Raw genomic sequence first — 13533 nt, 5'->3', positions numbered from 1 at the left:
TTTCATCCAAGAACAAGGATCCACCGTGCCGACTCCGCCTCCAGTCTCCCCGTTGGCCGCGAACATGGGCGACAGTCCGGCGCCCTTGTACGCCCGCGTCAAACAGATGATTACCCAGCAGATCGACAGCGGTAACTGGCCGCCGCATTACCGCGTGCCGTCCGAAAGCGAGCTGGTCAGCCAGCTGGGTTTCAGCCGCATGACCATCAACCGCGCCTTGCGCGAGATGACCGCCGACGGCCTGCTGGTGCGCATGCAAGGCGTCGGCACTTTCGTTGCCGAACCGAAGAGCCAGTCGGCGCTGTTCGAAGTGCACAACATCGCCGATGAGATCGCCTCCCGTGGCCATCGCCACACCTGCCAGGTCATCACCCTCGAAGAAGAGGCCGCCGGTTCCGAGCGCGCGCTGGCGCTGGACATGCGCGAGGGGCAGAAGGTGTTTCACTCGCTGATCGTGCATTACGAAAACGACATTCCCGTGCAAATCGAAGACCGCTTCGTCAACGCGCTGGTCGCCCCGGAATACCTCAAACAGGACTTCACCCTGCAAACCCCCTACGCCTACCTCAACCAGGTCGCCCCGCTGACCGAGGGCGAGCATGTGGTCGAGGCGATTCTCGCTGAGCCGTCCGAGTGCAAATTGCTGCAGATCGAAAAGGGCGAGCCGTGCCTGCTGATTCGTCGTCGCACGTGGTCGGGCCGTCAGCCAGTGACCGCAGCGCGCTTGATCCATCCGGGTTCCCGTCATCGTCTGGAAGGGCGGTTTCATAAATGAGTAACGAAGTGAAGGTTCTGCGCGCCGCAGGCTACCCGCGTATGCCGTGGAAAAACGGCGGCGGCAGCACTGAAGAAATCAGCCGTGATGCCGGCGCCGGTCTCGACGGTTTCGGCTGGCGCCTGTCGATTGCCGACATTGCCGAATCAGGCGGTTTTTCAACGTTCGCCGGTTATCAGCGGGTTATCACCGTGTTGCAGGGTAACGGCATGACACTGTGCGTCGATGGCGAAGATACCCGGCCGCTGTTACCGCTCGACCCGTTCGCCTTCAGTGGCGAAAGTCAGGTGTCGTGCACGTTGCTCGGCGGCGCGATTCGCGATTTCAACCTGATCTATGCACCGCAGCGTTACAGCGCGCGGTTGCAATGGCTGGAGGGGGAGCAACGCTTTTTCAGCTCGGCGTCGACGCTGCTGGTGTTCAGCGTCAGTGACGCGCTGCAAGTGCAGATCGGTGACAACGCTTCGCAGCTGGGGCGACATGATTGTCTGCAACTGGACGGTAACACCGGGTTGATCGAAGTCTCGACCTATGCCGCTTGTTGCGTGGTCGAGCTGACAGCTCGCTAATTACGCCTTTCTCTTGATCGTTCCCACGCTCTGCGTGGGAATGCATCCCGTGACGCTCTGCGTCACCACCGATCCCGAAACCTGTTTCCTGCACGCACCAACTTGTTACCGAACGCCCCAGCGTGGCGCAATACCACGCCCATCTGGCAAATCCCCAATACACGAAAACACTCCTGCAAAAAATTTCATCAACGCCTGAGCCCTTGATCCAGAAGCTCTCCAGCCCTTTGCGCGTTTTATCTTGAACGCCCCTCCAACAAGTTGGCCGCTTGATTGCATATGCTTGTATGTACAAGTAAAGACGTATGCGTATGAGTCGCTTGAGACTCTCCGCAGCGTCCACTGATTCGCTTGTCGCGCATTGACGCACGCAGGCTGCTTGCCCACTGCCAGGGTTGGTTTGAATTGATCGCTGAGGAGTCTTTTTCGTGACTGACAATAAGCCTACTAAGGTTCGTAACGTCGAAATCCGTGCATCGCGCGGCAACAAGCTGACCGCCAAGAGCTGGCTGACCGAAGCGCCACTGCGCATGCTGATGAACAACCTCGATCCGGAAGTCGCCGAGAACCCGAAAGAGCTGGTGGTCTACGGTGGCATCGGTCGCGCCGCGCGCAACTGGGAGTGCTACGACAAGATCGTCGAAAGCCTGACCAATCTGAATGACGACGAGACCCTGCTAGTGCAATCCGGCAAACCGGTCGGCGTGTTCAAGACCCACAGCAACGCCCCGCGCGTACTGATCGCCAACTCCAACCTGGTGCCGCACTGGGCGAGCTGGGAACACTTCAACGAACTCGACGCCAAAGGCCTGGCCATGTACGGCCAGATGACCGCCGGCAGCTGGATCTACATCGGCAGCCAGGGCATCGTTCAGGGCACCTACGAAACCTTCATCGAAGCCGGGCGCCAGCATTACAACGCTGACCTCAAAGGTCGCTGGGTACTGACTGCCGGTCTCGGCGGCATGGGCGGCGCGCAGCCGTTGGCCGCGACACTGGCCGGCGCCTGCTCGCTGAACATCGAATGCCAGCAGGTGAGCATCGATTTCCGCCTGAAAAGCCGTTACGTCGACGAGCAGGCCAAAGACCTCGACGACGCGCTGGCGCGTATCGACAAATACACCAAAGAAGGCAAAGCGATCTCCATCGCCCTGCTGGGTAACGCCGCCGAAATCCTCCCGGAACTGGTCAAGCGCGGCGTGCGCCCGGACATGGTCACCGACCAGACCAGCGCCCACGATCCGCTCAATGGTTACCTGCCGGCCGGCTGGAGCTGGGACGAGTATCGCGCCCGCGCCAAGACCGAACCCGCCGCTGTAATCAAAGCTGCAAAGCAGTCGATGGCCGTGCACGTCAAAGCCATGCTGGAATTCCAGAAACAAGGCATCCCGACCTTCGATTACGGCAACAACATCCGTCAGATGGCTCAGGAAGAAGGCGTCGAAAACGCCTTTGATTTCCCAGGCTTCGTGCCGGCCTATATCCGTCCGCTGTTCTGCCGTGGCATCGGCCCGTTCCGTTGGGCGGCCTTGTCGGGTGATCCTCAGGACATCTACAAAACCGACGCCAAGGTCAAAGAGCTGATCCCCGACGATGCGCACCTGCACAACTGGCTGGACATGGCCCGCGAGCGCATCAGCTTCCAGGGTCTGCCGGCACGGATCTGCTGGGTCGGCCTGGGCCTGCGCGCCAAGCTCGGTCTGGCGTTCAACGAAATGGTCCGCAGCGGCGAGCTGTCGGCGCCAATCGTGATCGGTCGTGACCACCTCGACTCCGGCTCGGTCGCCAGCCCGAACCGCGAAACCGAATCGATGCAGGACGGTTCCGACGCCGTGTCCGACTGGCCACTGCTCAACGCCCTGCTCAATACCGCGAGCGGCGCGACCTGGGTTTCGCTGCACCACGGTGGTGGCGTCGGCATGGGTTTCTCGCAGCACTCGGGCATGGTGATTGTCTGCGACGGCACGGACGAAGCGGCCGAACGCATTGCCCGCGTTCTACACAACGACCCGGCGACCGGCGTCATGCGTCATGCCGATGCCGGTTACCAGATCGCTATCGATTGCGCCAAGGAGCAGGGGCTGAACCTGCCGATGATTACTGGCAAATAAACACAGAACCCCCTGTGGGAGCGAGCCTGCTCGCGAATGCGGTCTGTCAGCCAACACAGTTGTTGAATGTGCTGACCTCTTCGCGAGCAGGCTCGCTCCCACAGAAGCCGAACAAGCATAACCACCCAGAACAATCCACAGAGGTTGAATCATGGCTGTCAACACCGATCGTGCAGGCAACAAACCGTTGATCGAGAGGCGTTCGATCGACTACATCCCGGAAGCGGAAAGACACGGTCGTCTGTTCAGCCAGTTCACCCTGTGGATGGGCGCCAATCTGCAGATCACCGCGATTGTCACCGGGGCCCTGGCCGTGGTGCTGGGCGGTGATGTGTTCTGGTCGTTGATCGGCTTGCTGATCGGCCAATTGCTCGGCGGTGGCGTGATGGCACTGCATGCCGCGCAAGGGCCGAAACTGGGCCTGCCGCAGATGATTTCCAGCCGCGTGCAGTTCGGCGTTTACGGCGCGGCGATTCCGATCGTGCTGGTGTGCCTGATGTACCTGGGTTTCACCGCGACCGGCACCGTGCTGTCCGGGCAAGCGCTGGGGCAGTTGTTTGGTGTCAGCGACAGCGTCGGCATTCTGCTGTTTGCCAGCGTTATCGTGCTGGTGACCGTGCTCGGCTATCGGGTGATTCACTTCATTGGCCGGGTCGCCAGCATCATCGGCGTGATTGCTTTCGTCTTTCTGTTCTGGCGGTTGATGAGCCAGACCGACGTCGGTGCGCTCCTGCAAATCCGCCACTTCAGCTGGAGCAGCTTCCTGCTCGCGATGTCGCTGGCGGCGTCCTGGCAGATCGCGTTCGGCCCGTATGTCGCCGACTATTCGCGCTACTTGCCGAGCAACACCTCGGCGGTGAAAACCTTTTTCGCCGCCGGTGCCGGTTCGGTGATCGGTGCGCAGGTGGCGATGATCTTCGGTGTGTTCGCGGCGGCTTCGGCCAACGGCCAGTTCGCCGGGCATGAAGTGGCTTATATCGTCGGTCTGGGCGGCACCGGGGCCACCGCGGCATTGCTGTACTTCAGCATCGCCTTCGGCAAGGTGACCATCTCCACGCTCAACTCCTACGGCAGCTTCATGTGTATCGCGACGATCATCAGTGGTTTCAAAGGCCACCTGACCGTTACGCGCATGCAGCGCCTGGTGTTTGTGCTGGTCATCGTCGGCGCGGCCACGCTGATCGCGCTGCTCGGTCAGCACTCGTTCCTCGGCGCGTTCAAGTCTTTCATCCTGTTTTTGCTCGCGTTCTTCACACCGTGGAGCGCGATCAATCTGGTCGACTACTACTGCATCACCCGTGAGCGCTACGACGTGCCGGCACTCGCCGATCCGAAGGGACGTTACGGTCGCTGGAACCTGTTGGGGATCAGCGTCTACGTGTTCGGTGTGCTGGTGCAGCTGCCGTTCATCTCGACCAAGTTCTACACCGGTCCGCTGGTGGCTGCCCTCGGTGATGTGGATATTTCCTGGATCATCGGTCTGGTGCTGCCTGCCGCCGTTTACTACGTGTGCGCAAAAAAATGGCACAGCGCAGTGCCTGATCAACTGATTCTGCCAGTCGAGCAGAGCAGCCAAGTACAACCCGAAACAAGCGGGGCCGGTCGCGCTGCGGCGCAGGCCTGATCTGGACGTGGACAGGGCTGGATGCCTCTTGAACTGCCGTAAGCCCATTCATGATTAGGAGCGTCATTACAATGAAATCGAACAAGACCCTGCTGACCACGTTGCTGTCCATGGGCCTGTTGGCCAGTGCCGGCGCTACTCAGGCTGCCGGCTGGTGCGAATCGGGCAAACCGGTGAAATTCGCCGGCCTGAACTGGGAAAGCGGCATGTTGCTGACCGACGTGCTGCAAGTGGTGCTGGAGAAAGGCTACGACTGCAAGACCGACAGCCTGCCGGGCAATTCCATCACCATGGAAAACGCCTTGAGCAGCAATGACATTCAAGTGTTTGCCGAAGAATGGGTCGGCCGCAGCGAGGTCTGGAACAAGGCCGAGAAGGCCGGCAAGGTGGTCGGCGTTGGCGCGCCGATCGTCGGTGCCATCGAAGGCTGGTATGTGCCGCGCTACGTCATCGAAGGTGATGCCAAGCGCAAGCTCGAACCAAAAGCCCCAGACCTGAAAAACATCGCTGACCTGGGCAAATATGCCGCCGTGTTCAAGGACGCCGAAGAGCCGTCCAAGGGCCGCTTCTACAACTGCCCGGCCGGCTGGACCTGCGAGCTCGATAACAGCGAAATGCTGAAAAGCTACGGCCTGGAAAACAGCTACACCAACTTCCGTCCGGGCACCGGCCCTGCGCTGGATGCGGCGGTGCTGTCGAGCTACAAGCGTGGCGAGCCGATCCTGTTCTACTACTGGTCGCCCACCCCGCTGATGGGCCAGATCGACGCGGTCAAACTTGAAGAGAAAGCCGGCGTCGACAAGAGCGTGAGCATCAAGGTCGGCCTGTCGAAAACCTTCCACGACGAAGCCCCGGAACTGGTCGCCGTGCTGGAAAAGGTCAACCTGCCGATCGACCTGCTGAACCAGAATCTGGGGCGCATGGCCAAGGAACGTATCGAGTCGCCGAAACTGGCGAAAATCTTCCTCAAGGAACATCCTGAAGTCTGGCATGCGTGGGTCAGTGCAGACGCAGCCAAGAAAATCGACGCGGCGCTGTAGGTCGATACCTCCCGGTCAACCGCGAGGCTGGCCGGGAGATACGCCGTAAACGCTGGATTGAGATTGCTGACTGAGAGCCGCTTATGTTTCCCGAGAGCTTTACCTTTTCCATCGCCGACTGGGTCAACGGTTGGGTCGATTCGCTGGTCACCAACTACGGTGATGTGTTCCGCCATATCTCCGACACGCTGTTGTGGGCCATCGTCAACCTCGAAGGCCTGCTGCGCGCAGCGCCATGGTGGCTAATGCTGGCGATCGTCGGTGTGGTCGCCTGGCACGCCACGCGCAAAGTCGTGACCACGGCGGTCATCGTCGGTCTGCTGTTCCTGGTGGGCGCGGTCGGTCTGTGGGACAAGCTCATGCAGACGCTGGCGCTGATGATGGTCGCGACGATCATTTCGGTGCTGATCGGCATCCCGCTGGGGATTCTCTCGGCGCGCAGCAATCGCCTGCGTTCGGTGCTGATGCCGCTGCTCGACATCATGCAGACCATGCCCAGTTTCGTGTACCTGATTCCGGTGCTGATGCTGTTCGGCCTGGGCAAGGTGCCGGCGATTTTCGCCACGGTGATCTACGCCGCGCCGCCGCTGATTCGTCTGACCGATCTGGGCATTCGCCAGGTTGACGGCGAAGTGATGGAAGCGATCAACGCGTTCGGCGCCAACCGCTGGCAGCAACTGTTCGGCGTGCAACTGCCGCTGGCCCTGCCGAGCATCATGGCCGGGATCAACCAGACCACCATGATGGCCCTGTCGATGGTGGTGATCGCCTCGATGATCGGCGCCCGTGGTCTGGGTGAAGATGTGCTGGTGGGGATTCAGACCCTCAACGTCGGACGTGGCCTTGAAGCCGGTCTGGCGATCGTGATTCTCGCAGTGGTCATCGACCGCATTACTCAGGCGTATGGTCGACCACGGCATGAGGTGAGCAAATGAGCAACGCAACCGTGAGCAAGATCGAAGTCAAAAACGTCTTCAAGATTTTCGGCAACCGCGCCAAGGATGCTTTGGCGATGGTTGGCCAGGGCAAGACCAAGGATCAGGTACTGAACGAAACCGGTTGCGTGGTAGGCGTCAACGACCTGTCGCTGAGCATCGGCACCGGCGAGATCTTCGTGATCATGGGCCTGTCCGGCTCGGGCAAATCCACCCTGGTGCGCCACTTCAATCGCCTGATCGATCCCACCAGCGGGGCGATCCTCGTCGACGGCGTGGACATCCTGCAATACGACATGGACGCGCTGCGCGAATTTCGTCGGCACAAGATCAGCATGGTGTTCCAGAGCTTCGGCCTGCTGCCGCACAAGAGCGTGCTCGACAACGTCGCCTACGGTTTGAAAGTGCGCGGCGAGAGCAAGCAGCTGTGTACCGAGCGCGCGCTGCACTGGATCAACACCGTGGGCCTCAAAGGCTACGAAAACAAATACCCGCACCAGCTCTCCGGCGGCATGCGCCAGCGCGTCGGCCTGGCCCGCGCCTTGGCGGCGGACACCGATATCATTCTGATGGACGAAGCCTTCAGCGCGCTCGACCCACTGATCCGCGCCGAGATGCAGGATCAGTTGCTGGAGCTGCAAAAGACATTGCACAAGACCATCGTGTTCATCACTCACGACCTCGACGAGGCGGTGCGCATTGGTAACCGCATTGCGATTCTCAAGGATGGGAAGTTGATTCAGGTCGGTACGCCGAGAGAGATCCTGCATTCGCCGGCGGATGAGTATGTCGACCGGTTCGTGCAGCGGCGGGCGGCGGTGGTTTAGTTAGATTTGTGTTGGCTGGGCTGGCCTCTTCGCGAGCAGGCTCGCTCCCACAGGGGACTGCATTCCAATGTGGGAGCGAGCCTGCTCGCGAAGGCGGCGGCACAGCTGCATCAATGTTCGGATGAGGTTAATGATGTCCCAGGCTGAAAAAATCATCATCACCGGCGACGACCTGCATTGGCAGGACGTGGTCGCCGTGGCCCGGCGCGCCGCGCAACTGGAGCTGTCGGAGGGCACCTGGGCGCGTATCGACAATGCGCAGGCCATCGTTCAGCGCATCGTCGAAAGTGGCGAGCGGGCCTATGGCGTCAACACCGGTCTGGGTGGACTGTCCAACGTCTCACTGAAAGACGAACAACTCAGTCAGCTCTCGCGCAACACCTTGCTCAGCCATGCCTGCGGCGTCGGCCCGGTGCTTAGCGACGAACAGACTCGCGCGATCATCTGCGCGGCAATCCACAACTACAGCCAGGGCAAATCCGGCATTCATCGCCGTGTGGTCGAAGGCCTGCTGGCGCTGCTCAATCGCGGCATCACCCCGCAGGTGCCTTCGCAAGGTTCGGTGGGCTACCTGACGCACATGGCGCACATCGGTATCGCGTTGCTGGGCGTCGGCAACGTCAGCTATCGCGGGCAGATTGTGCCAGCGCAACAGGCACTGGCCGCAGAGGGCCTGCCACCGGTGCAGCTTGGTGCCAAGGACGGTTTGTGCCTGGTCAACGGCACGCCGTGCATGACCGGCCTCAGTTGCCTGGCGATCGCCGATGCGACGCGGCTGGTGCAGTGGGCCGACGTCATCGGCGCCATGAGTTTCGAAGCGCAGCGTGGCCAGATCGACGCCTTTGATGCAGAAATCATCGCACTGAAAGCGCACCCGGGCATGCAGCAGGTCGGCAGCAATCTGCGCGCGCTGCTCGATGGCAGTCAAGTGATCGCCACGAGCAAAGGCATTCGCACCCAGGACGCCTTGAGCATCCGCTCGATCCCGCAGGTGCATGGCGCCGCGCGTGATCAATTGGAGCATGCGATCAGACAAGTCGAGATCGAACTCAACGCCTGCACCGACAACCCGTTGCTGCTCGGTACGCCGGAGAACTTCCGGGTGATGTCGCAGGCCAACCCGCACGGGCAATCGGTGGCAATGGCCGCCGACCTGCTGGCGATCGCCATGGCCGAGATCGGCTCGATCGCCGAGCGTCGACTCGATCGCCTGATCAACCCGCACGTCAGCGGCCTGCCGGCGTTTCTGGTGGCCAACCCGGGGGTCAATTCCGGAATGATGATCGTGCAATACGTCGCCGCCTCGCTGTGCGCGGAAAACCGCCAATTGGCGCAACCGGCGGTGCTCGATAACTACATCACTTCGGGCCTGCAGGAAGACCATCTGAGCATGGGCACCAATGCCGCGCTGAAACTGCATCGCGCCGTGGAAAACTGCACGCAGATCCTCGCCATCGAGTATCTGCTGGCGGCCCAGGCGTTTGAATTTCTCAAGGAGCAACGCTTCGGCGCCGGCACCGATATCGCCTGGCGCCTGCTGCGCGAAAAGGTCCCGGCCTACGATCAGGATCGCTGGCTGGCGCCGGACATCGCCGCCGCGGCGAGCGTGCTGAAAGACCCGAATCTGCCACACAACGTTTTACCGAATCTGCACTGACACTACCCTGCCAGCGTGCCAAGGCGCGGCTCTCCAAAAGATGAGCAGCGACGGACAACGGACATTTCCGGAGCGACTGGTCAGTTAATAAGAAACTCTCAAAAGGAGCACAAACATGACTGCGCTGAACCTGATTCCCGGCCAACTGAGCCTGGCCCAACTGCGTGACGTCTACCAGCACCCGGTCAAGCTGAGCCTCGACAACAGCGCCGCCGCGCAGATCGAGGCCAGCGTCGCCTGCGTCGAGCAGATTCTCGCCGAGAACCGCACCGCGTACGGCATCAACACCGGTTTCGGCCTGCTGGCGTCAACGCGCATTGCCAGCGAAGACCTGGAAAACCTGCAGCGCTCGCTGGTGCTGTCCCACGCCGCCGGTGTCGGTGAGCCGATCAGCGATGCGCTGGTGCGGCTGGTCATGGTGCTCAAGGTCAACAGCCTGAGCCGGGGTTTCTCCGGCATCCGTCGACAGGTGATCGATGCGCTGATTGCGCTGATCAACGCCGAGGTTTATCCGCACATTCCGCTGAAGGGCTCGGTCGGTGCCTCGGGTGATCTGGCACCGCTGGCGCACATGTCGCTGGTGCTGCTGGGCGAGGGCAAGGCGCGCTACAAGGGCGAGTGGATGCAAGCCACCGAGGCGTTGAAAATCGCTGGTCTGACCCCGCTGACCTTGGCGGCAAAAGAAGGTCTGGCGCTGCTCAACGGCACTCAGGTGTCCACCGCGTTCGCGCTGCGCGGTCTGTTTGAAGGTGAAGATCTGTTCGCCGGTGCACTGGCGCTCGGCAGTCTCAGCGTTGAAGCCGTGCTGGGCTCGCGCTCGCCGTTCGACGCCCGTATTCATGCGGCTCGCGGCCAAAAAGGCCAGATCGACGCCGCGGCTGCTTACCGCGATCTGCTCGGTGAGCGCAGCGAAGTCTCCGAGTCGCACCAGAACTGCGATAAGGTCCAGGATCCATACTCGCTGCGCTGCCAGCCGCAGGTCATGGGCGCCTGCCTGACACAGTTCCGACAGGCTGCTGAAGTGCTCGCTGTCGAAGCCAACGCGGTGTCGGACAACCCGCTGGTGTTCGCGGCTGAAGGCGATGTGATTTCCGGCGGCAACTTCCACGCCGAACCGGTGGCCATGGCCGCCGACAACATGGCACTGGCCATCGCTGAAATCGGCTCGCTGAGTGAGCGGCGTATCTCGCTGATGATGGACAAGCACATGTCGCAACTGCCGCCGTTCCTCGTCGCCAATGGTGGCGTGAATTCCGGTTTCATGATCGCCCAAGTGACGGCGGCGGCATTGGCCAGCGAGAACAAGGCATTGTCCCACCCGCATTCAGTCGACAGCCTGCCGACCTCGGCCAACCAGGAAGACCACGTCTCGATGGCCCCGGCAGCGGGCAAGCGTCTGTGGGAAATGGCCGAGAATACCCGGGGCATTCTCGCCGTGGAATGGCTGGCGGCGGCGCAGGGGCTGGACCTGCGCAACGGTCTGAAGACCTCGCCGAAGCTGGAACAGGCACGGGCGATTTTGCGCAAGGAAGTGCCGTTTTATGAGAAGGACCGGTTCTTTGCGCCGGACATTAATGCGGCGACTGAATTGCTGGCTTCGCGGTGTCTGACCGAGCTGGTTCCGGCGAAGTTGCTGCCTAGCCTTTAACCCCACCACTGATCGTTCCCACGCTCTGCGTGGGAATGCAGCCCGTGACGCTCCGCGTCACTGGACGCAGAGCGTCCCTTGAGGCATTCCCACGCAGAGCGTGGGAACGATCACAATCCAAACGGAGGCCAACAGTGAAAACCCTCTGGCAACACTGCCACGTCGCAACCATGGCCCACGGTGTCTACTCGATCATCGAGGACGCCGCTATCGTCACCTCCGGTGCGCTGATCGAGTGGATCGGCCCGCGCCAGCAATTGCCGTCCGGCGAATACCCGGCGGTCAATGACTTGCAAGGCGCCTGGGTCACCCCCGGGCTGATCGACTGCCACACCCACACGGTGTTCGGCGGCAACCGCAGCGGTGAATTCGAAAAGCGTCTGCAAGGCGTCAGTTATGCCGAGATCGCCGCGCAGGGTGGCGGCATCGCCAGCACCGTGCGTGCGACCCGTGAAGCGAGCGAAGACCAGCTGTTCGCCAGCGCCGCCAAACGCCTGAAAAGCCTGATGCGCGACGGCGTGACCACGGTCGAAATGAAATCCGGCTACGGCCTCGATCTGGCCAACGAACGCAAGATCCTGCGGGTCATTCGTCGTCTGCAGAAAGAACTGCCGATCAGCGTCCGCAGCACCTGCCTGGCCGCCCACGCATTGCCGCCGGAATACAAGGATCGCGCCGACGATTACATCGATCTGGTGTGCAATGAGATGCTCCCGGCGCTGGCCGCCGAGGGCCTGGTCGATGCGGTCGATGCCTTCTGCGAATACCTGGCGTTCTCGCCGGAGCAGGTCGAGCGCGTGTTCGTCGCCGCGCAAAAACTCGGTCTGCCGGTGAAGTTGCACGCCGAGCAACTGTCATCGCTGCACGGTTCCAGTCTCGCCGCGCGCTGTAAAGCGCTGTCTGCCGATCATCTGGAATTCATGGACGAAGCCGACGCCATCGCCATGGCCGAAGCCGACACCGTCGCCGTGCTGCTGCCGGGTGCGTTCTATTTCCTGCGCGAAACCCAGCTGCCGCCGATGGACGTCCTGCGCAAGCACAACGTGAAAATCGCGATTGCCAGCGACCTCAACCCCGGCACGTCGCCGGCGCTGTCGTTGCGCCTGATGCTGAACATGGCTTGCACCTGTTTCCGTATGACTCCGGAAGAAGCCTTGGCCGGCGCGACGATCCACGCCGCGCAGGCGCTGGGCATGGCTGCCACCCATGGTTCGCTGGAGGTCGGCAAGGTCGCCGATTTTGTCGCCTGGCAGATCGATCGACCGGCAGATCTGGCTTATTGGCTCGGCGGCGATCTGGACAAGCGCGTCGTGCGTCACGGCGTTGAATCAAATCTGTAGGAGAGCGGTCGTGGATAAGGTTTTGCATTTCAAACAAGGTCGCGTGCCGTTGCTGATCAGCATGCCGCATGCCGGGGTACGCCTGACGCCTGCGGTCGAGGCCGGGTTGATCCCGGCGGCGAAAAGTCTGCCGGACACCGATTGGCACATCCCCAAACTTTATGACTTCGCTGAAGCGCTAGGCGCCAGCACCTTGGCCGCCGAGTATTCGCGCTTCGTCATCGACCTCAACCGGCCATCCGATGACAAGCCGATGTACGCCGGGGCCACCACCGGCCTGTATCCGGCGACGCTGTTCGATGGCATTCCATTGTTCCGTGAAGGTCTGGAGCCCTCGAAAGAGGAGCGCGCCACCTATCTGCAGCAGATCTGGGCGCCGTATCACCGCAAGCTGCAAGAGGAGCTGGCACGGCTCAAGGCTGAATTCGGCTACGCGCTGCTGTTCGACGCGCACTCGATCCGCTCGATCATCCCGCACCTGTTCGACGGCAAGCTGCCGGACTTCAACCTCGGCACGTTTAATGGCGCCAGCTGCGATGCGCAACTGGCCGCGCAGCTGGAAGTGATCTGCGCGCAGCACGGCAACTTCAGCCACGTGCTCAACGGTCGGTTCAAGGGCGGCCACATCACCCGCCACTACGGCAATCCGGCCGAACACATCCACGCGGTGCAACTGGAACTGTGCCAGTCCACCTACATGGAAGAGTTCGAACCGTTCCGCTACCGCGCCGACCTGGCCGAGCCGACGCAGGTGGTGCTCAAGGAATTGCTCGAAGGCCTCCTCGCCTGGGGCCATTCTAACTACCGCGCATGATCCCTGTGGGAGCGAGCCTGCTCGCGAAGGCGTCAGCTCGGTCAACATCCCGGCTGAAAGACCCACCGCTTTCGCGAGCAGGCTCGCTCCCACAGGATCGCGTTCGGCCCGTGAGGTTGATCGCTGACAAACGGTGACAACGCACAGGCATGCTCATTGACGTAAATCGGGTTTATGATGCCCAACGGCAGAA

At 61.5% G+C, this 13533-nt stretch carries 11 protein-coding genes; all 11 read left to right on the top strand.

Going from position 1 to position 13533, the window contains the following annotated elements; genetic code table 11:
- Positions 1 to 64 precede the first annotated feature (64 nt).
- Positions 65 to 775 carry a histidine utilization repressor gene (gene hutC / locus ACGSLL_RS10635; protein WP_162803449.1) on the top strand — a complete coding sequence of 237 codons (711 nt, stop codon included), beginning with the start codon at positions 65 to 67 and terminating at the stop codon, positions 773 to 775.
- The gene (locus ACGSLL_RS10630) at positions 772 to 1344 is read left to right on the top strand and encodes a HutD/Ves family protein (protein ID WP_394505581.1); all 573 of its coding nucleotides are present in this window, start codon (positions 772 to 774) and stop codon (positions 1342 to 1344) included. The genes hutC and ACGSLL_RS10630 overlap by 4 nt, the downstream gene beginning before the upstream one ends.
- A gap of 428 nt (positions 1345 to 1772) precedes the next feature.
- A complete protein-coding gene (gene hutU, locus ACGSLL_RS10625; protein ID WP_394505579.1) occupies positions 1773 to 3455 on the top strand; it encodes a urocanate hydratase in 1683 nt (560 codons plus the stop codon).
- Positions 3456 to 3606: 151 nt separating this feature from the next.
- Positions 3607 to 5079 carry a purine-cytosine permease family protein gene (locus tag ACGSLL_RS10620; protein WP_394505577.1) on the top strand — a complete coding sequence of 491 codons (1473 nt, stop codon included), beginning with the start codon at positions 3607 to 3609 and terminating at the stop codon, positions 5077 to 5079.
- A gap of 71 nt (positions 5080 to 5150) precedes the next feature.
- Positions 5151 to 6119: an ABC transporter substrate-binding protein gene (locus ACGSLL_RS10615; protein ID WP_208939091.1), complete on the top strand. Its 969-nt coding sequence runs from the start codon at positions 5151 to 5153 to the stop codon at positions 6117 to 6119.
- 83 nt (positions 6120 to 6202) lie between these two features.
- Positions 6203 to 7054, top strand: a complete 852-nt coding sequence (locus tag ACGSLL_RS10610; protein ID WP_007949591.1) for an ABC transporter permease — start codon at positions 6203 to 6205, stop codon at positions 7052 to 7054.
- Entirely contained in the window at positions 7051 to 7881 is an 831-nt protein-coding gene (locus ACGSLL_RS10605; protein ID WP_258450796.1) for a quaternary amine ABC transporter ATP-binding protein, read from the top strand. Before ACGSLL_RS10610 ends, ACGSLL_RS10605 begins: the two co-directional genes overlap by 4 nt.
- Positions 7882 to 8014: 133 nt before the next feature.
- Complete coding sequence (gene hutH, locus ACGSLL_RS10600) at positions 8015 to 9538, top strand: histidine ammonia-lyase (protein WP_394505573.1); 1524 nt, start codon at positions 8015 to 8017, stop codon at positions 9536 to 9538.
- A gap of 115 nt (positions 9539 to 9653) precedes the next feature.
- Positions 9654 to 11186: a histidine ammonia-lyase gene (gene hutH, locus ACGSLL_RS10595; RefSeq protein WP_394505571.1), complete on the top strand. Its 1533-nt coding sequence runs from the start codon at positions 9654 to 9656 to the stop codon at positions 11184 to 11186.
- 134 nt (positions 11187 to 11320) lie between these two features.
- Entirely contained in the window at positions 11321 to 12526 is a 1206-nt protein-coding gene (gene hutI, locus ACGSLL_RS10590) for an imidazolonepropionase (protein WP_394505569.1), read from the top strand.
- A 10-nt stretch (positions 12527 to 12536) separates the two neighbouring features.
- The gene (gene hutG, locus ACGSLL_RS10585; RefSeq protein WP_394505567.1) at positions 12537 to 13340 is read left to right on the top strand and encodes an N-formylglutamate deformylase; all 804 of its coding nucleotides are present in this window, start codon (positions 12537 to 12539) and stop codon (positions 13338 to 13340) included.
- Positions 13341 to 13533: the final 193 nt, after the last annotated feature.

Source organism: Pseudomonas retamae, assembly GCF_043496865.1.
In the GTDB taxonomy this organism is placed as follows: Bacteria; Pseudomonadota; Gammaproteobacteria; order Pseudomonadales; family Pseudomonadaceae; genus Aquipseudomonas; species Aquipseudomonas retamae.
This window is presented reverse-complemented; position numbering and strand designations above follow the sequence as displayed.